The organism is Pseudomonas sp. GW822-FHT02G04 (genome assembly GCF_058802085.1).
The window spans coordinates 327,957-347,300 of the sequence record NZ_JBXANU010000003.1 but is presented as its reverse complement, the minus strand read 5'-3'; the positions used below and the strand labels follow the sequence as shown (position 1 = coordinate 347,300).

The 19,344-nt window shown below is 56.9% G+C and carries 19 protein-coding genes; 15 read left to right on the top strand and 4 right to left on the bottom strand.

Translation table 11 applies throughout. The features are described from left to right. Window positions 1-129 precede the first annotated feature (129 nt). Window positions 130-849, top strand: coding sequence for a response regulator transcription factor (locus AC1RO5_RS06375; RefSeq protein WP_493173648.1), 720 nt, complete (start codon window positions 130-132; stop codon window positions 847-849). 75 nt (window positions 850-924) lie between these two features. Here AC1RO5_RS06375 and gyrB read toward each other — a convergent pair whose 3' ends face one another. Genes gyrB through dnaA form a run of 4 tightly spaced genes read right to left on the bottom strand, consistent with a single transcriptional unit; the run spans window position 925 to window position 7,137 of the window. Beyond that, a complete protein-coding gene (gene gyrB / locus AC1RO5_RS06370) occupies window positions 925-3,342 on the bottom strand; it encodes a DNA topoisomerase (ATP-hydrolyzing) subunit B (protein ID WP_007934319.1) in 2,418 nt (805 codons plus the stop codon). Window positions 3,343-3,347: 5 nt separating this feature from the next. Next, window positions 3,348-4,451 (bottom strand): DNA replication/repair protein RecF, encoded by a 1,104-nt coding sequence (gene recF, locus AC1RO5_RS06365; protein WP_018927321.1) that lies wholly within the window; start codon window positions 4,449-4,451, stop codon window positions 3,348-3,350. Window positions 4,452-4,471: 20 nt separating this feature from the next. Next, window positions 4,472-5,575 carry a DNA polymerase III subunit beta gene (gene dnaN, locus AC1RO5_RS06360; protein WP_007903001.1) on the bottom strand — a complete coding sequence of 368 codons (1,104 nt, stop codon included), beginning with the start codon at window positions 5,573-5,575 and terminating at the stop codon, window positions 4,472-4,474. A gap of 41 nt (window positions 5,576-5,616) precedes the next feature. Continuing rightward, window positions 5,617-7,137, bottom strand: a complete 1,521-nt coding sequence (gene dnaA / locus AC1RO5_RS06355; protein WP_007934322.1) for a chromosomal replication initiator protein DnaA — start codon at window positions 7,135-7,137, stop codon at window positions 5,617-5,619. Window positions 7,138-7,705: 568 nt separating this feature from the next. Between dnaA and rpmH the strand changes: the two genes are divergently transcribed. The 14 genes from rpmH to AC1RO5_RS06285 all read left to right on the top strand — a co-directional run bounded on the left by rpmH (window position 7,706) and on the right by AC1RO5_RS06285 (window position 19,333). Next, the gene (gene rpmH / locus AC1RO5_RS06350; protein ID WP_003213577.1) at window positions 7,706-7,840 is read left to right on the top strand and encodes a 50S ribosomal protein L34; all 135 of its coding nucleotides are present in this window, start codon (window positions 7,706-7,708) and stop codon (window positions 7,838-7,840) included. 16 nt (window positions 7,841-7,856) lie between these two features. Further along, on the top strand, window positions 7,857-8,258 hold the full coding sequence (gene rnpA / locus AC1RO5_RS06345) for a ribonuclease P protein component (RefSeq protein ID WP_026286513.1): 402 nt from the start codon (window positions 7,857-7,859) through the stop codon (window positions 8,256-8,258). Beyond that, window positions 8,251-8,496: a membrane protein insertion efficiency factor YidD gene (gene yidD / locus AC1RO5_RS06340; RefSeq protein ID WP_003213574.1), complete on the top strand. Its 246-nt coding sequence runs from the start codon at window positions 8,251-8,253 to the stop codon at window positions 8,494-8,496. Before rnpA ends, yidD begins: the two co-directional genes overlap by 8 nt. 2 nt (window positions 8,497-8,498) lie before the next feature. Then, entirely contained in the window at window positions 8,499-10,184 is a 1,686-nt protein-coding gene (gene yidC / locus AC1RO5_RS06335) for a membrane protein insertase YidC (RefSeq protein WP_493173646.1), read from the top strand. A gap of 79 nt (window positions 10,185-10,263) precedes the next feature. Next, entirely contained in the window at window positions 10,264-11,634 is a 1,371-nt protein-coding gene (mnmE, locus tag AC1RO5_RS06330) for a tRNA uridine-5-carboxymethylaminomethyl(34) synthesis GTPase MnmE (protein ID WP_018927324.1), read from the top strand. Window positions 11,635-12,184: 550 nt separating this feature from the next. Then, a complete protein-coding gene (mnmG, locus tag AC1RO5_RS06325) occupies window positions 12,185-14,083 on the top strand; it encodes a tRNA uridine-5-carboxymethylaminomethyl(34) synthesis enzyme MnmG (RefSeq protein WP_493173644.1) in 1,899 nt (632 codons plus the stop codon). Continuing rightward, window positions 14,080-14,724, top strand: coding sequence for a 16S rRNA (guanine(527)-N(7))-methyltransferase RsmG (gene rsmG, locus AC1RO5_RS06320; RefSeq protein ID WP_493173642.1), 645 nt, complete (start codon window positions 14,080-14,082; stop codon window positions 14,722-14,724). The genes mnmG and rsmG overlap by 4 nt, the downstream gene beginning before the upstream one ends. 18 nt (window positions 14,725-14,742) lie before the next feature. Further along, window positions 14,743-15,540: a ParA family protein gene (locus AC1RO5_RS06315; RefSeq protein WP_007934331.1), complete on the top strand. Its 798-nt coding sequence runs from the start codon at window positions 14,743-14,745 to the stop codon at window positions 15,538-15,540. A gap of 9 nt (window positions 15,541-15,549) precedes the next feature. Further along, entirely contained in the window at window positions 15,550-16,422 is an 873-nt protein-coding gene (locus AC1RO5_RS06310) for a ParB/RepB/Spo0J family partition protein (protein WP_007934333.1), read from the top strand. Window positions 16,423-16,570: 148 nt separating this feature from the next. Further along, window positions 16,571-16,978 carry a F0F1 ATP synthase subunit I gene (locus AC1RO5_RS06305; protein WP_064621181.1) on the top strand — a complete coding sequence of 136 codons (408 nt, stop codon included), beginning with the start codon at window positions 16,571-16,573 and terminating at the stop codon, window positions 16,976-16,978. A gap of 16 nt (window positions 16,979-16,994) precedes the next feature. Continuing rightward, on the top strand, window positions 16,995-17,864 hold the full coding sequence (gene atpB / locus AC1RO5_RS06300; protein ID WP_007934337.1) for a F0F1 ATP synthase subunit A: 870 nt from the start codon (window positions 16,995-16,997) through the stop codon (window positions 17,862-17,864). 133 nt (window positions 17,865-17,997) lie between these two features. Then, on the top strand, window positions 17,998-18,255 hold the full coding sequence (gene atpE, locus AC1RO5_RS06295) for a F0F1 ATP synthase subunit C (RefSeq protein WP_003097235.1): 258 nt from the start codon (window positions 17,998-18,000) through the stop codon (window positions 18,253-18,255). A 58-nt stretch (window positions 18,256-18,313) separates the two neighbouring features. Beyond that, window positions 18,314-18,784, top strand: a complete 471-nt coding sequence (locus AC1RO5_RS06290; protein WP_057397315.1) for a F0F1 ATP synthase subunit B — start codon at window positions 18,314-18,316, stop codon at window positions 18,782-18,784. A gap of 12 nt (window positions 18,785-18,796) precedes the next feature. Continuing rightward, window positions 18,797-19,333 carry a F0F1 ATP synthase subunit delta gene (locus AC1RO5_RS06285; RefSeq protein WP_019580345.1) on the top strand — a complete coding sequence of 179 codons (537 nt, stop codon included), beginning with the start codon at window positions 18,797-18,799 and terminating at the stop codon, window positions 19,331-19,333. The last annotated feature ends 11 nt before the right edge of the window (window positions 19,334-19,344 follow it).

Below are 19,344 nucleotides of genomic sequence, written 5' to 3'. Positions count from 1 at the left end.
TCAGCAGCGTATCCATACTTGGGAAATCCGCAGCAATTCGCCACAATTGTTCAGATTCAATCAATCAGCCTAAACTCCTGCAGGAATTTTCTTAACCGTTGCACTTACGAGATGAAGGAAGCACTCGGCATGCGTGTCGCAATACTGGATGACGAACCCGCCGAACTCCGCCGGGTGGAACAGACACTGCGACAGATCCCCGTAACGGGGGAGCAGGCGTGGACGTTGCACAGTTTCGAGCGGGGAGAGGACCTGTTACGGCAACTTCGCCGGGAAACTTTCGATCTGCTGATCCTCGACTGGCAATTGCCCGATATCAGCGGCCTGTCGTTGTTGCGCTGGACCCGGGAACACATGGACTCACCACCGGCCGCGATCATGCTCACCAGTCGCGATACCGAAAGCGATATCGTCCAGGCCTTGAACGCCGGAGCCGACGATTACGTGAGCAAACCGTTTCGTCCCAACGAGCTGATGGCTCGGGTCAGCGCGGTGCTTCGCCGGCATGGACTGCAACGCGCGGCAGCCACCGAAATACTCACATTCAATGACCTCGAATTCGACGACGTCGAACTCACCGTCACCCGTGCCTCCACCCCCATCAGCCTGACCGAACGGGAATACCGTCTCGCCCGCTGCCTGTTTGCCAATCTGGGCCGACCTTTATCCCGTGAATACTTGTATCAGCGCTTTTGGACCCATGAAGAAATCGTGTCCTCCCGCCCGCTGGACACTCATATTTATCGCCTGCGCAACAAGCTGGGCCTGACGGCTGATCGCGGTTGGCAACTGCTGACGATTTACGGGTATGGGTATCGGCTTGAGAGCGTAGCGACTGCCAGAGAGTGAAGAGCGGTACATTTCTACGATCAATAAAAAAGGCCAACGCAATGCGTTGGCCTTTTTTATTTGGGCGGTACCGGATCAGAAATCCAGGTTGGACACCGCCAGGGCGTTGCTTTCGATGAAGTCACGGCGAGGTTCGACCGCATCACCCATCAGGGTGTTGAAGATCTGGTCAGCGCCAATGGCGTCTTCGATGGTTACTTTAAGCATGCGGCGCGAGCCCGGATCCATGGTGGTTTCCCACAGCTGATCTGGGTTCATCTCACCCAGACCTTTGTATCGCTGGATGGTATGACGCTTGGTACTTTCGGCCATCAACCATTCAAGGGCTTCCTTGAACTCGGTGACGGCTTTCTTGCGTTCGCCACGCTGGATATAAGCGCCATCGTCCAGCAAGGTGCTCAGTTGAGCGCCCAGGGAAACGACGGTCTTGTAATCGTTGCTGCCGAAGAAGTCGCGGTTGAAGGTGACGTAGTTCGACAGGCCGTGGGAGATCAGTTCGACCTCTGGCAGCCAGACGTTACGTTCACGGTCTTCACGCAAGCTGGCCTTGTAGACCAGGCCGGACTTCTCGACGGTGCGCAGGCGAACTTCGTACTGAGCCAGCCAATCCTGCATCGCTGCGTGATCGGACAGTTGCTCCATGCTCACCGCTGGCAGGTAGATGAAGTGCTCGGTCAGTTCCTGTGGGTACAGGCGCGACAGGCGCTTGAGAGTCTTCATCACCAGACGGAAGTCATTCACCAGACGCTCGAGGGCTTCACCGGAGATACCCGGGGCTTCCTCGTTCAGGTGCAGGCTCGCATCTTCCAGGGCCGACTGCGTCATGTACTCTTCCATGGCGTCGTCGTCTTTGATGTATTGCTCTTGCTTGCCTTTCTTGACCTTGTACAGCGGTGGCTGGGCGATGTAGATGTAGCCACGCTCGATCAGCTCCGGCAACTGACGGAAGAAGAAGGTCAGCAGCAGGGTGCGAATGTGCGAACCGTCGACGTCAGCATCGGTCATGATGATGATGTTGTGATAACGCAGCTTGTCGATGTTGTACTCGTCGCGACCGATGCCGCAGCCCAGCGCAGTGATCAAGGTGCCCACTTCTTGCGAAGAGATCATCTTGTCGAAGCGCGCCTTCTCGACGTTCAGGATCTTGCCCTTCAATGGCAGGATGGCCTGGGTCTTGCGGTTACGTCCCTGCTTGGCGGAGCCGCCAGCAGAGTCACCTTCCACGAGGTACAGTTCGGAAAGGGCAGGGTCTTTTTCCTGGCAGTCCGCCAGTTTGCCCGGCAGGCCGGCGATGTCCAGCGCGCCTTTGCGGCGGGTCATCTCACGAGCCTTACGCGCCGCTTCACGGGCACGCGCCGCGTCGATCATCTTGCCGACGACCAGTTTGGCTTCGTTCGGGTTTTCCAGCAGGAAGTCGGAGAAGTACTTGCCCATTTCCTGTTCGACAGCGGTCTTCACTTCGGAAGACACCAGCTTGTCTTTGGTCTGGGAGCTGAACTTCGGATCCGGCACTTTCACCGAAATGATCGCCGTCAGGCCTTCGCGGGCATCGTCACCGGTGGTGGCGACTTTATGCTTCTTCGCCAGGCCTTCCGCTTCGATGTAGGTGTTCAGGTTACGCGTCAGTGCCGAACGGAAACCCACCAGGTGAGTACCGCCATCGCGCTGTGGAATGTTGTTGGTGAAGCACAACAGGTTCTCGTTGAAGCTGTCGTTCCACTGCAGGGCGATTTCCACGCCGATGCCGTCTTCACGCTGGATGTTGAAGTGGAACACCTGGTTGACCGCAGTCTTGTTGGTGTTCAGGTATTCAACGAACGCACGCAGACCACCTTCGTACTTGAACAACTCTTCCTTGCCGCTGCGCTCGTCCTTGAGGACGATGCCGACACCGGAGTTGAGGAAGGACAGTTCGCGAATCCGCTTGGCCAGGATGTCCCAGCTGAAGTGGATGTTCTTGAAGGTGTCAGCCGAAGGCTTGAAGTGAATCTGGGTACCGGTGGACTCGCTGTCGCCAACGATTTTCATCGGTTCTTGCGGAACACCGTGGACGTAAGTCTGTTCCCAGATCTTGCCGCTGCGGCGAACGGTCAGGACCAGTTCTTCGGACAAGGCGTTAACCACCGATACACCTACACCGTGCAGACCGCCGGATACTTTGTAGGAGTTGTCGTCGAACTTACCGCCGGCGTGCAGTACGGTCATGATGACCTCGGCCGCCGAGACGCCTTCTTCTTTGTGCACGTCTACCGGGATGCCACGACCGTTGTCGCGAACGGTGATGGATTCATCCGGGTGGATAATGATGCTGATGTCGTCGCAGTGGCCGGCCAAAGCTTCGTCGATCGAGTTATCGACCACCTCGAACACCATGTGGTGCAGACCGCTGCCATCGTCGGTGTCACCAATGTACATACCGGGACGTTTGCGTACGGCATCCAGGCCTTTCAGCACTTTAATGCTCGTTGAGTCGTACGTATTTTCTTCGCTCAATGCCTTCACTCCCGATGGTCGTGGGTCTGGGTGATACGGCCCTGTTCCACGTGGAACAAAGCGACTGGCGTTTCCGTCTGCCAGCCTTCCCTCAATAATTCGTGATCTACACAGGTGATAAAAACCTGGCAGCGTAAGTCTTCCAGCAAGCGACAAAGCGCGCGACGGTGGTGCTCGTCCAGTTCGGACGGCAAGTCATCCACCAGATAAATACACTGGCCGCGTCGGGCCTGGCTGACCAAGTGCCCTTGGGCGATCCGCAATGCACAGACCACCAACTTCTGCTGACCACGGGACAAGATGTCCGCGGCGTTATGTGCGCCTAATCGGAGACGCAAATCAGCGCGTTGTGGTCCGGCCTGGGTATGACCCATTTGCTGATCCCGCTGAAGGGACCCGGCGAGCACTGCACTCAACTCACGGTCTTTGTCCCAGCCTCGGTAATAGCTGAGCGTCAAGCCCTCAAGCTCAACCAGTTCGCTCAAGGTCTGTTCAAAGACTGGTTTCAAGGCTTTGATGTAAGCGCGGCGGTATTCATCTATTTCATCGCTGGCCTGGCACAGTTCCCTGTCCCAAACCGCTTGCGAAACGGCGTCAAGTGTACCATGCCGCAGCCAAGAGTTTCTCTGGCGCAAGGCCTTCTGCAAGCGCTGCCACGTGGACATGAATCGCGGTTCCACGTGGAACACACCCCAGTCGAGAAACTGCCGGCGAATCTTCGGCGCGCCTTCCAGCAGGCGGAAGCTGTCCGGGTTGATCAACTGCAGCGGTAGGATCTCCGCCAGTTGTGCCGCACTACGGGCGTTTTGCCCGTCGATGCGGATCTGGAACTCTCCCTGACGATCGCGAGATATCCCCAACGCGCTGTGCCCGCCCTCGGCCAACTCGACCTGGCCAAATACCGTGCACGCCAATTGCTCGTACTGAATGACCGGCAACAAGCGGGTGCTACGAAACGAACGGGCAAGCCCCAGCAGATGAATGGCTTCCAGAACACTGGTTTTGCCGCTGCCGTTGGCGCCGTAAAGAATGTTGATTCGGGGGGAGGGGGAGAAGGTCACCGGGTGCAAATTGCGCACCGCGGTGACCGAGACGCGACTTAAGGACATCTAGCTTCTGCTGAGCATGATTACAGACGCATCGGCATGACAACGTAAGCCGAGTCGTCGTTGTCGGACTCTTGCACCAGCGCACTGCTGTTGGAGTCGGACAGGATCAGGCGAACCTGCTCGGTGGTCATCACGCCCAATACGTCGAGCAGATAGCTCACGTTGAAGCCGATTTCCAGAGAGCCGCCGTTGTACTCAACGCCCACTTCTTCTTCCGCTTCCTCCTGCTCCGGGTTGTTCGCCTGGATCTTCAGTTGACCGTTGGCCAGTTGCAGACGGATGCCGCGGTACTTCTCGTTGGACAGAATCGCGGTACGGCTGAACGCTTCACGCAAGGCTTGGCGATCGCCGAGTACCAGCTTGTCGCCGCCTTTAGGCAGAACGCGCTCGTAGTCAGGGAATTTACCGTCGACCAGTTTCGAGGTGAAGGTGAACTCGCCGGTGGTGGCACGGATGTGGTGCTGGCCCAGCACGATGCTGACGTTGCCGTCCGGTTCGGTCAGCAGACGCGCCAGTTCCAGAATACCTTTGCGTGGCACGATGACCTGATGACGATCCGGCTGACCGATATCGGCCTGCATCGAGCACATGGCCAGACGGTGACCGTCGGTCGCCACGGCGCGGATGATCCCGGCCGAGACTTCCAGCAGCATGCCGTTGAGGTAGTAACGCACGTCCTGCTGCGCCATGGCGAAGCTGGTGCGTTCGATCAGACGACGCAGTTTGCTTTGCTCCAGGCTGCAGGTCAGCGAACCCGGGCCTTCTTCCACCGTCGGGAAGTCATTGGCCGGCAGGGTCGACAGGGTGAAGCGGCTACGGCCGGCCTTCACCACGAGCTTCTGCTCGTCGACCTTGATGTCGATCAGCGCATCGTTCGGCAAGCTCTTGCAGATGTCCATCAGCTTGCGCGCAGGCACAGTGATGGAACCCGGGTCTGCAGGCTCTTCGAGTTGCACACGACCGACCAGCTCGACTTCAAGGTCAGTACCGGTCAGCGACAGTTGCTGGCCTTCGACAACCAGCAGCACGTTGGAAAGCACCGGCAAGGTCTGTCGGCGCTCGACGACGCCTGCGACCAGTTGCAGGGGTTTCAACAGGGCTTCGCGTTGAATGGTGAAATGCATGGTCTAGTCCCTTGCCTTAATAAGCTGCGCTGGTGTGTTCATCAAGTGGTCAGTGTACGCAGCAGGTTCTTATAGTCCTCGCGGATGTCCGCGTCGGATTCCTTAAGCTCGTTGATCTTGCGGCAGGCGTGCAAAACAGTCGTGTGGTCGCGGCCACCAAACACATCGCCGATTTCCGGCAGGCTGTGGTTGGTCAATTCCTTGGACAACGCCATGGCGACCTGACGCGGACGTGCTACCGAGCGTGAACGACGCTTGGACAGCAGGTCGGAGATCTTGATCTTGTAATACTCGGCGACGGTGCGCTGAATGTTATCCACAGAGACCAGTTTGTCTTGCAGCGCCAACAAGTCCTTCAGGGATTCGCGAATCAGCTCGATGGTGATGTCGCGGCCCATGAAGTGCGAGTGGGCGATCACGCGTTTAAGCGCGCCTTCCAGCTCACGAACGTTGGAGCGAATACGCTGGGCAATGAAGAATGCCGCGTCGTGTGGCAGATCGACTTTGGCCTGGTCGGCCTTTTTCATCAGGATCGCTACGCGGGTTTCCAGCTCAGGCGGCTCGACGGCAACCGTCAGGCCCCAGCCAAAGCGGGATTTGAGGCGTTCTTCAAGGCCTTCGATTTCTTTCGGATAGCGGTCACTGGTGAGAATGACCTGCTGGCCACCTTCGAGCAGGGCGTTGAAGGTGTGGAAAAACTCTTCCTGCGAACGTTCCTTGCGAGCGAAGAACTGAATGTCATCGATCAGCAACGCATCCACCGAACGGTAGAAGCGCTTGAACTCGTTGATCGCGTTCAGCTGCAGCGCCTTGACCATGTCGGCCACGAAACGCTCCGAATGCAGGTACACGACCTTGGCATTCGGGTTCTTCTTTAATAGGTGGTTACCCACAGCGTGCATCAAGTGGGTTTTACCCAAACCGACGCCGCCATAAAGGAAGAGCGGGTTGTAACCGTGCTTGGGGTTGTCCGCCACCTGCCAGGCCGCAGCCCGGGCCAGTTGGTTGGACTTACCTTCGACAAAGTTCTCGAAGGTGAAAGTGCGGTTCAGGTAGCTGGTGTGCTTGAGCGCACCTTCGACCTGCACAGTGCGCTGCTCGGAACGAACCGGGGCCTGTTGCGAACTGGCGCCGGCCATTGGGTCGAAGCTGTCGCGGGACGGCTCTTCACTGACCTCGGCAACTTTTTGCGTCGAACGCTTGGTCGGTGCCGCCGCCGGAGCAGGGGCTGGAGCGCTGACCGGTGCGGCCGCCGCCTGAGCCTGGGACGCCGCAGCGGCCAACGGCGCATTGGGTGCCGCACGCGGTGCCGAACTGCGTTTGCTGCCTATTAATAAGGAAAGCGCCGGCGCCATGCCATTGCCGTGCTCATCCAGCAGTTCAAGGACGCGGCCCAGGTACTTTTCGTTGACCCAGTCGAGAACAAAACGATTCGGTGCGTAGACACGCAACTCGTCGCCTTCGGCTTCGACCTGTAGCGGGCGGATCCAAGTGTTGAATTGTTGGGCAGGCAGCTCATCGCGCAAAAGCTCCACGCACTGCTGCCAAAGTTCCACTGACACGGATATCCCCTAAGTTGAAAGCCGGTGAGGCAAAAACAAGCGGTCATTGTAGCGGCCAGACGCCCACTTATCCACATGCAGGTTGCGCACAGGGCATGAATTATCAACGCGTTAACCCTCGAAAAGAAGACCAACGGTATGTGCATAAGCTCTGTGGATAACCGCCCATGAGGGCACTGGACAAGTGGGGGCGAAACTCGGTGGATAACCTGGCTGTGGATAACTGACCTTTCCACGCACAGCTTATCCGATAGCGCAGCACAGGCTGACCACCGTTTTCCACCGTAGTTGTCATTCTCTGTACATCACGGTTTTTAAGGGCTTAAGGTAGTTATCCACAGATGATCGCGTGCCTAGCTTTTACAAGCTTTACAGAAAAGCTTTAAATAATTCCCTTCTTTATTTCTATATCTAGCGAACGACCTGCGGACGAGCAAAACCTCTGGAGATCTATTTATAAGGAAACGTTGGTTGGAAATTGACCTAGAGGCTTGCTTTCTCTAGAATCCCCGGTCTCTTAAAACGGGGGCCATTCCGGCCCGTTGTGGACGAACCAGGTAACACGACAATGAAACGTACTTTCCAACCAAGCACTATCAAACGCGCTCGTACCCACGGTTTCCGTGCTCGCATGGCTACCAAGAACGGTCGTGCCGTCCTGTCGCGTCGTCGCGCCAAAGGTCGTGCGCGTCTGGCAGTTTGATAATCCGGCACTGGAGGTGAGTCAGGACTTCAGTCGGGATAAGCGTCTGCTTACTCCCCGGCATTTCAAGGCAGTCTTTGACTCCCCTACCGGCAAGGTTCCGGGGAAAAATCTCCTGCTCCTTGCGCGCAATAACGATCTTGATCACCCCCGTCTCGGGCTGGTTATCGGGAAAAAGAGCGTAAAGCTCTCCGTCGAGCGCAATCGCCTCAAACGTCTGATGCGCGAATCGTTTCGCCTGAACCAGGATTCACTGGTCGGTTGGGACATTGTTATCGTCGCGCGCAAAGGTTTGGGTGACGTAGAAAACCCCGAATTGATTCAGCATTTCGGCAAACTCTGGAAGCGTCTGGCACGCAGCAAGCCGGTACCAGCAGTCAAAGCCGAAACTGTAGGGGTAGACAGTCCCGATGCGTAAACTGGCACTCGTTCCGATCCAGTTTTATCGCTATGCCATTAGTCCCCTGATGGCCAATCACTGTCGTTTCTACCCCAGTTGTTCCTGCTACGCGTTAGAAGCCATAGAAAATCATGGCCTTCTGCGCGGTGGCTGGCTGACCTTTCGTCGTTTAGGTCGCTGTCATCCGTGGAATCCCGGTGGTTATGACCCGGTTCCACCTATCCCTACCTCCCGTTCTTCTTCGATGGCCGAGTAATCATGGATATCAAACGCACGATCCTGATCGTCGCCCTGGCAATCGTGTCCTACGTTATGGTTCTTAAATGGAACCAGGACTATGGCCAGGCTGCCCTGCCGACTCAGAATGTTGCTTCCAGTACTACCGCACCGGGCCTACCGGATACGGCGACTGGCAATAATGCTTCCGCCAGTGACGACATCCCGCGCGCCGCAAGCGATACCAGTGCAACTGCACCTGCTGAAACGCCAGTGGCTGCAAGCAAAGACCTCATCCAGATCAAAACGGATGTGCTCAACCTGGCCGTTGACCCACAAGGTGGCGATGTTGCCCAGTTGACGCTGCCGCTGTATCCACGTCGCCAGGACCATCCGGAAATTCCATTCCAGCTGTTCGATAACGGCAACGAGCGGACTTATCTGGCTCAGAGCGGCCTGATCGGCACCAATGGACCGGACGCAAGTCCTGCCGGTCGTCCGGTTTACTCCTCCGAGAAGAAGACTTATCAACTGGCTGACGGTCAGGACCAATTGGTCGTGGACCTGAAGTTCAGCAAGGACGGCGTCAACTACATCAAGCGTTTCACCCTGAAACGTGGCCTGTATGACGTAACCGTTTCCTACCTGATCGACAACCAGAGCGCTCAGCCCTGGTCCGGTGCAATGTTCGCGCAACTGAAGCGTGATGCCAGTTCCGATCCTTCTTCCAGCACTGCCACCGGCACCGCGACTTACCTGGGCGCCGCCCTGTGGACAAGTAACGAGCCGTACAAGAAAGTGTCGATGAAGGACATGGACAAGGCTCAGCTGAAAGAAACCGTCAGCGGTGGCTGGGTTGCCTGGTTGCAGCACTATTTCGTGACCGCATGGATTCCGGCCAAGGGCGAAAACAACGTCGTCCAGACCCGTAAAGACAGCAAAGGCAACTACATCATCGGCTACACCGGTCCTTCGCTGACCGCTGCGCCAGGTGCCAAGGTTGAAACCAGCGCCGTTCTGTACGCAGGTCCAAAAAGCCAGGCTGTGCTGAAACAGTTGTCCCCAGGTCTGGAACTGACCGTCGACTACGGCATTCTGTGGTTCATTGCCCAGCCAATCTTCTGGTTGCTGCAACATATCCACGCACTGGTTGGTAACTGGGGCTTCTCGATCATCTTCCTGACCATGCTGATCAAGGGGATTTTCTTCCCGCTGTCGGCCGCCAGCTACAAATCCATGGCTCGCATGCGTGCAGTGGCACCGAAACTGGCCGCGCTGAAAGAGCAACATGGCGAAGACCGGCAGAAAATGTCGCAAGCCATGATGGAGCTGTACAAGAAAGAGAAGATCAATCCACTGGGTGGCTGCTTGCCAATCCTGGTGCAGATGCCGGTTTTCCTTTCGCTGTACTGGGTTCTGCTGGAAAGCGTGGAAATGCGCCAGGCGCCATTCATGCTGTGGATTACTGACCTGTCGATCAAGGATCCGTTCTTCATTCTGCCGATCATCATGGGCGCAACCATGTTCATCCAGCAGCAGTTGAACCCGACACCTCCGGATCCGATGCAGGCCAAGGTGATGAAGCTGATGCCAATCATCTTCACCTTCTTCTTCCTGTGGTTCCCGGCCGGTCTGGTACTGTACTGGGTAGTGAACAACTGCCTGTCGATCGCCCAACAGTGGTACATCACTCGTAAGATCGAAGCGGCTACCAAAGCAGCTGCCTGATTTACACTGTGGATAACCACTCAAAACGCCCCCTAGTGGGGCGTTTTGCTATCTGTCACTTTTGTCTGGATACCGGTTTATGAGCGTTCCTCGTGAAACCATCGCTGCCGTCGCCACCGCTCAAGGTCGCGGTGGTGTGGGCATCGTCCGTATTTCCGGGCCGCTGGCGAGTGTGGCGGCCAAAGCCATCAGCGGCCGCGAACTGAAACCGCGGTTCGCCCATTACGGCCCGTTCCTCAGTGAAAACGAAGAGGTGCTGGACGAAGGCATCGCGCTGTATTTCCCGGGACCGAATTCGTTCACCGGCGAAGATGTGCTGGAGCTGCAGGGCCACGGCGGACCAATCGTCCTGGATATGTTGCTCAAACGCTGCCTTGAACTGGGCTGCCGTCTGGCCCGACCGGGTGAATTCAGCGAACGCGCCTTCCTCAATGACAAGCTTGACCTGGCTCAGGCCGAAGCCATTGCCGACCTGATCGAGGCGAGTTCTGCACAGGCAGCACGAAATGCCCTGCGTTCGTTGCAAGGGGCGTTTTCCCAGCGTGTCCATAACCTTACCGAGCAACTGATAGGCCTGCGCATTTACGTCGAAGCGGCCATCGACTTCCCTGAAGAAGAAATCGACTTCCTTGCCGATGGCCACGTGCTGAGCATGCTGGATAAAGTGCGCGACGAATTATCCACAGTGCTTAGGGAAGCCGGGCAGGGGGCCTTGCTGCGTGACGGCATGACGGTAGTCATTGCCGGCAGGCCGAATGCCGGCAAGTCCAGCCTTCTGAATGCCTTGGCCGGACGTGAAGCCGCGATCGTGACCGAGATAGCCGGCACGACCCGGGACATTCTTCGCGAACATATCCACATCGATGGCATGCCGTTGCACGTGGTCGACACTGCAGGGCTGCGGGATACCGATGATCAGGTGGAGAAAATCGGCGTCGAACGGGCATTGAAAGCCATCGGCGAAGCGGATCGGGTGTTGCTGGTGGTCGATGCCACGGCTCCCGAGGCCCTTGATCCATTTGCCTTGTGGCCTGAATTCCTTGAAACCCGCCCGGATCCGGCAAAAGTGACGCTGATTCGTAACAAGGCAGACCTGACGGGCGAAGCAATTGCCCTGGAAGTCAGTAACGATGGCCACGTCACGATCAGCCTCAGTGCCAGGTCCGCCGGCGAAGGCCTGGAGTTGTTGCGCGAGCATCTCAAGGCTTGCATGGGTTACGAGCAGACCTCTGAAAGCAGCTTCAGTGCTCGCAGGCGTCACCTGGAGGCACTGCGTCACGCGAGTGCGTCCCTCGAACACGGCCGCGCGCAGCTGACGTTAGCGGGTGCCGGTGAACTGCTGGCCGAAGATTTGCGGCAAGCCCAGCAGTCTTTGGGCGAAATCACCGGCGCATTCAGCTCCGATGATCTGCTGGGCAGGATCTTTTCCAGCTTCTGCATCGGTAAATAGTCCTTCTGCGTTACCCACAGACAGGCCGTTCTGGCCTGTCTGCTCCTCTTCTTCTGAAATAGCCCTCTACTCCCGAGCAGATTTTTCTGTTCGGGCGGATTTTCCGTGCACGGGATTTACTCGGTCAGCCCTTTTCTGTGGATTAAGCCCTGTGAATAACTGCCGCTAAGGGCAGTTGATAACAAGGCCTCAAAACTGAAGATAACCGCCTCTGTGGATAACCACCCCTTTCATCCACAGGCTTACACCGGTTATCCAAGGGCCTCCTTGGCACATGACCACAGGGTTTTGAATCTCTGTACACATTGAAAATAAAGGCCTGTATGAATCTATCCACAGAAAGGTGGATCAGTAGAAATAAACATAAAAACAAAGATTTAATAAATTTCTCTCTTTTTAATTTCTATAACCCCGACTTCTCCACAGCTGGTTAAATTTTGTGCAAAGGGTTCTTTAGGAAGGGCGAAGTCCCTATACTTGCCGACCAGGTCCAAGAACCTGAGCTCAAACTATTCCGGATTACCTGACTAAAGCAGGCACGAGGTGCGTGGTGGATTTCCCTTCCCGTTTTGAAGTGATCGTCATCGGCGGCGGTCATGCCGGTACCGAGGCAGCACTTGCATCAGCACGTATGGGGGCAAAAACCCTGTTGCTGACGCATAACGTGGAAACCCTCGGTGCCATGAGCTGCAATCCCGCCATTGGTGGGATCGGCAAAAGCCATCTGGTCAAGGAAATCGATGCCCTGGGCGGCGCGATGGCCATGGCTACCGATAAAGGTGGTATTCAATTTCGCGTATTGAACAGCCGCAAAGGCCCGGCCGTGCGTGCAACTCGCGCCCAGGCAGATCGGGTGCTGTACAAGGCCGCTGTCCGCGAAGCTTTGGAAAACCAGCCGAACCTGTGGATATTTCAACAGGCCGCGGACGACCTGATCGTCGAACAGGAACAAGTGCGCGGCGTTGTCACCCAAATGGGCCTGCGTTTCTTCGCCGACTCCGTGGTGCTGACGACGGGAACCTTCCTCGGTGGACTTATCCACATCGGCATGCAGAATTATTCCGGCGGTCGCGCCGGTGATCCGCCGTCGATCGCCCTGGCTCACCGGTTGCGTGAATTGCCACTGCGTGTTGGCCGCTTGAAAACCGGAACGCCGCCGCGTATCGACGGTCGGTCTGTGGATTTCTCGGTCATGACCGAGCAAGCCGGTGATACGCCGATCCCGGTGATGTCGTTCATGGGCTCCAAAGAGCAGCACCCGAAACAGGTCAGCTGCTGGATCACCCACACCAACGCCCGGACCCACGAAATCATTGCCGCCAACCTCGACCGTTCGCCAATGTATTCCGATGCCGGGTTGATCGAAGGCATCGGCCCACGTTATTGCCCATCGATCGAAGACAAGATCCATCGCTTTTCCGACAAGGAAAGCCACCAAGTCTTCATCGAACCGGAAGGGTTGACCACTCACGAGCTGTACCCGAACGGGATATCCACATCCTTGCCGTTCGACGTGCAATTGCAGATCGTGCAATCGATCCGTGGCATGGAAAACGCGCACATCGTGCGTCCGGGCTACGCCATCGAATACGACTACTTCGACCCGCGTGATCTGAAGTACAGCTTGGAAACCAAAGTCATCGCCGGTCTGTTCTTCGCCGGGCAGATCAACGGCACCACCGGTTACGAAGAAGCCGGTGCCCAGGGTTTGCTGGCCGGAGCCAACGCCGCACTGCGAGCCCAGGGCAAAGAAGCCTGGTGCCCGCGTCGCGACGAAGCGTACATCGGCGTTTTGGTTGACGACCTGATTACCCTCGGTACCCAGGAACCGTATCGGATGTTCACATCCCGCGCCGAATACCGCTTGATTCTGCGTGAAGACAACGCCGACCTGCGCCTGACCGAAAAAGGTCGCGAACTGGGTCTGGTGGATGACGTGCGTTGGGCGGCTTTCTGCAAAAAACGCGAAAGCATCGATCTGGAAGAACAACGCCTGAAAAGTACCTGGGTCCGCCCGGGCACCGAACAGGGCGATGCGATTGCCGAGAAGTTCGGCACGCCGCTGACCCACGAATACAATTTGCTCAACCTGCTGAGCCGTCCGGAAATCGACTACGCTGGTCTGATCGCCGTGACTGGCGGGGGCGCAGAAGATCCACAGGTCGCCGAACAGGTCGAAATCAAGACCAAATACGCCGGTTACATCGACCGTCAACAGGATGAAATCGCACGCCTGCGGGCCAGCGAAGACACCAAACTGCCTGTGGATATCGATTACACGAACATCTCCGGTCTCTCCAAAGAGATCCAGAGCAAGCTCGGTGCGACCCGTCCAGAGACTTTGGGCCAGGCGTCGCGGATTCCGGGCGTGACCCCTGCGGCGATTTCGCTGTTGATGATTCATTTGAAAAAACGCGGCGCGGGCCGTCAGTTGGAGCAAAGCGCTTGAGTTCGTTGGTTACCTCGCAACATGCAGAAGAGTTATCCACAGGTGCTCGCCAGCTCGGTGTCACACTGACGGAAGCCCAGCACGCTCAGCTGTTGGGTTATCTGGCCTTGTTGATCAAATGGAACAAGGCTTACAACCTGACCGCCGTGCGCGATCCGGACGAAATGGTCTCCCGTCACCTGCTCGATAGCTTGAGCGTGATGTCGTTCGTCGAAAACGGTCGCTGGGTCGACGTTGGCAGCGGCGGTGGCATGCCGGGTATTCCGTTGGCGATCCTGTTTCCAGAGTCCCAGGTGACCTGTCTGGACAGCAACGGCAAGAAAACCCGCTTCCTGACCCAGGTCAAACTCGAACTCAAACTGGATAACCTGCAAGTTATCCACAGTCGCGTCGAAGCCTTCCAGCCTGAACTGCCATTCAACGGGATCATTTCCCGGGCGTTCAGCAGCATGGAGAACTTCAGCAACTGGACTCGCCATTTAGGCGACGCCGATACACGCTGGCTGGCAATGAAGGGCGTTCATCCCGCCGATGAGCTGGTAGCATTGCCGGCAGACTTCCACCTCGATAGCGAACACGCCCTGGCCGTACCCGGTTGCCAAGGCCAACGCCATCTGCTGATACTGCGCCGCACGGCATGATTGGGAACACAAGCAAGAATGGCTAAGGTATTCGCGATAGCGAACCAAAAGGGTGGTGTGGGCAAGACCACCACCTGCATCAACCTCGCAGCTTCCCTGGTCGCTACCAAGCGTCGGGTGCTGTTGATCGATCTTGATCCACAGGGCAACGCCACCATGGGTAGCGGTGTGGATAAACATGGCCTGGAAAACTCGGTCTACGATCTGCTGATCGGTGAATGCGATCTGGCCCAGGCCATGCACTATTCCGAACACGGTGGTTACCAGTTGTTGCCGGCCAACCGCGATCTGACCGCGGCCGAAGTCGTTCTGCTGGAAATGCAGATGAAGGAAAGCCGTCTGCGCAGTGCGTTGGCGCCGATTCGTGAAAACTACGATTACATTTTGATCGATTGCCCGCCATCGCTGTCGATGCTCACGCTTAACGCGCTGGTTGCCGCCGACGGGGTCATTATCCCCATGCAGTGCGAGTACTTCGCGCTCGAAGGGTTGAGCGACCTTGTGGATAACATCAAGCGCATTGCCGAACTGCTGAACCCGAACCTGAAAGTCGAAGGCCTGTTGCGGACCATGTACGACCCGCGCCTGAGCCTGATGAACGACGTTTCGGCGCAGCTCAAGGAACACTTTGGCGATCAGCTCTACGACACGGTGATTCCGCGCAACATCCGTCTGGCCGAAGCGCCAAGCTATGGCATGCCGGCGCTGGCGTACGACAAATCATCGCGCGGCGCGATTGCCTATCTGGCATTGGCCGGCGAGATGGTTCGCCGTCAACGCAAAAATTCACGCACCGCCGCTGCCCAGGCAACTTAAGGAATCCCCATGGCCGTCAAGAAACGAGGTCTCGGACGTGGACTGGATGCACTGCTGAGTGGTCCGACTGTCAGCTCGCTGGAAGAACAAGCGGTGCAAGCCGACCAGCGTGAGCTGCAGCACCTGCCCCTGGACCTGATCCAGCGTGGCAAGTACCAGCCGCGTCGGGACATGGATCCTCAGGCGCTGGAAGAGCTGGCGCAGTCGATCAAGGCTCAGGGCGTGATGCAGCCAATCGTGGTTCGCCCGATTGGCAGCGGTCGCTTCGAAATCATCGCCGGCGAACGCCGCTGGCGCGCCAGCCAGCAGGCTGGCCAGGAAACCATCCCGGCGATGGTTCGCGATGTGCCGGATGAAACCGCCATCGCCATGGCGCTGATCGAGAACATCCAGCGCGAAGACCTCAATCCGATCGAAGAAGCGGTGGCCTTGCAGCGTTTGCAGCAGGAATTCCAGCTGACTCAGCAACAAGTGGCCGAGGCTGTGGGTAAGTCCCGCGTCACCGTGGCCAATCTGTTGCGCCTGATTTCGTTGCCGGAAGTCATCAAGACCATGCTGTCTCACGGCGACCTGGAAATGGGTCATGCCCGTGCCTTGCTGGGTTTACCGGAAAATCAACAGGTCGAAGGGGCGCGACATGTTGTCGCACGGGGGCTGACTGTGCGCCAGACTGAAGCACTGGTTCGCCAGTGGTTGAGTGGCAAACCGGAGCCTGTGGAACCGGCAAAACCGGACCCGGATATCGCCCGGCTTGAGCAGCGCCTGGCCGAGCGCCTAGGCTCTGCGGTGCAGATTCGCCACGGAAAGAAGGGTAAGGGGCAGTTGGTGATCGGCTACAACTCTCTTGATGAACTTCAAGGTGTGCTCGCACACATCCGCTGAAACAATTCCTCTTGTAGCGTGAAGTCGGAAATCACTACCTGACAGTTGAATAGGGGCAGAACCGCCCCTATACTCTGCGCGCATTTTGTCGGCACAAATTATGCCAAGTTATTGAATTTCGGCAGCCGACCATTGGGGAGCAAAAGTGATGGAAAACCGCACGCCAGACCGCTTGCCTTTCCATCGATTGGCTGTTTTTCCGGTGTTAATGGCTCAATTCGTCGTTTTGCTGATTGCCGCTTTGGCGCTCTGGCGATGGTATGGAGTCGTTGCCGGGTACTCAGGACTTTGCGGAGGCCTGATAGCCTTGCTTCCCAATATTTATTTCGCTCACAGGGCATTTCGGTTTTCCGGCGCCCGAGCAGCTCAAGCCATCGTCCGGTCTTTTTATGCCGGCGAGGCGGGCAAACTGATTTTGACGGCAGTGCTGTTTGCATTGACGTTTGCAGGTGTGAAGCCATTGGCGCCGTTAGCAGTATTCGGCGTCTTCGTGCTGACCCAACTGGTCAGCTGGTTCGCTCCCCTGCTTATGAGAACAAGACTTTCGAGACCTTAGGGCGTTTGAGGCAACCATGGCAGAAACAACCGCTTCGGGCTATATCCAGCACCACTTGCAGAACCTGACCTTCGGTCAGCTACCCAACGGCGGCTGGGGCTTTGCCCACTCCGCAGCAGAAGCCAAGGAAATGGGCTTCTGGGCTTTCCACGTCGATACCCTCGGCTGGTCGGTCGCGTTGGGTCTGATCTTCGTTCTTCTTTTCCGCATGGCGGCGAAGAAGGCGACTACCGGTGTACCTGGTGCTTTGCAGAACTTCGTTGAAGTATTGGTCGAATTCGTCGATGGCAGCGTGAAAGACAGCTTCCATGGCCGTAGCCCGGTGGTTGCACCACTGGCACTGACCATCTTCGTCTGGGTGTTCCTGATGAACGCCATCGACCTGGTACCGGTCGACTGGATTCCTCAGCTGGCCATCCTGATCTCCGGCGACCACCACATCCCGTTCCGCGCCGTGTCGACCACCGACCCGAACGCGACTCTGGCCATGGCCTTCACGGTGTTCGCGCTGATCATTTTCTACAGCATCAAGATCAAGGGCCTCGGCGGCTTCATCGGCGAGCTGACCCTGCACCCGTTCGGCAGCAAGAACATCTTCGTTCAGGCGCTGCTGATTCCGGTGAACTTCCTGCTGGAATTCGTAACCCTGATCGCCAAGCCGATCTCCCTGGCTCTGCGTCTGTTCGGCAACATGTATGCCGGTGAGCTGGTGTTCATTCTGATCGCTGTGATGTTCGGCAGCGGTCTGCTCTGGCTGAGCGGCCTGGGCGTAGTTCTGCAGTGGGCGTGGGCTGTGTTCCACATCCTGATCATCACCCTGCAGGCATTTATCTTCATGATGCTGACCATCGTTTACCTGTCGATGGCGCACGAAGAGAACCATTAAGACCAGTCTCGACTGGTCTGATGTCCCACCCGGTCAAACGGGTGGGTGCCCTGAACGGGCTATGAAACGATTTGTTTTACCGCTTTAAAATCTAAAAAACCTAAACCATACGACGTAAAAGTCGGGAGGAAAGATGGAAACTGTAGTTGGTCTAACCGCTATCGCTGTTGCACTGTTGATCGGCCTGGGCGCACTGGGTACCGCAATTGGTTTCGGCCTGCTGGGCGGCAAGTTCCTGGAAGGCGCAGCGCGTCAGCCAGAAATGGTTCCAATGCTGCAAGTTAAAATGTTCATCGTTGCCGGTCTGCTCGACGCCGTAACCATGATCGGTGTTGGTATCGCTCTGTTCTTCACCTTTGCGAACCCGTTCGTTGGTCAGATCGCTGGCTAATTACTCGGATCTTCCGGGTAATTTGGTGTGATGGACAACGTAACTGCGAGGTGTTGGCGTGAACATTAATGCGACCCTGATTGGCCAGTCCGTTGCGTTCCTGATTTTTGTACTGTTCTGCATGAAGTTCGTATGGCCTCCGGTCATCACGGCTCTGCACGAACGTCAAAAGAAGATCGCTGATGGTCTGGACGCTGCCAGCCGAGCAGCTCGCGACCTGGAGTTGGCCCAAGAGAAAGCGGGTCAGCAACTGCGCGAAGCGAAAGCTCAGGCAGCTGAAATCATCGAGCAAGCCAAGAAACGCGGTAATCAGATTGTCGAAGAGGCTGTTGAAAAAGCCCGTGTCGACGCTGACCGTGTGAAGGTTCAGGCTCAGGCCGAGATCGAACAGGAACTGAACAGTGTCAAAGACGCGCTGCGTGCCCAAGTGGGCTTGCTGGCAGTCGGCGGCGCCGAGAAGATCCTGGGTGCAACAATCGATCAAAACGCGCACGCAGAGCTGGTTAACCAACTGGCTGCTGAAATCTAAGCGAGGGCGATCATGGCAGAACTGACCACGTTGGCCCGACCTTACGCTAAGGCGGCCTTCGAGCACGCTCAGGCCCACCAGCAACTGGCCAATTGGTCAGCCATGCTCGGCCTGGCAGCACTGGTGTCGGAAGACGACACCATGCAGCGCGTGCTCAAGGCCCCGCGACTGACGAGCGCAGAAAAGGCCGCCACGTTTATTGACGTGTGCGGCGACAAGTTTGATGCCAAGGCACAGAACTTCATTCACGTTGTTGCCGAAAACGACCGTCTCCCGCTTCTGCCGGAGATCGCCGCTCTGTTTGACCTGTACAAGGCCGAACAAGAGAAATCGGTAGACGTGGAAGTAACCAGTGCTTTTGCATTGAACCAAGAACAGCAAGACAAACTCGCCAAGGTTCTCAGTGCACGACTCAACCGGGAAGTGCGCCTGCAAGTTGCGGAGGACGCTGCCCTTATTGGTGGTGTCGTCATCCGCGCCGGCGACCTGGTTATCGATGGCTCGATTCGCGGCAAAATCGCGAAACTTGCCGAAGCATTGAAATCTTGAGTTTGAAGGGG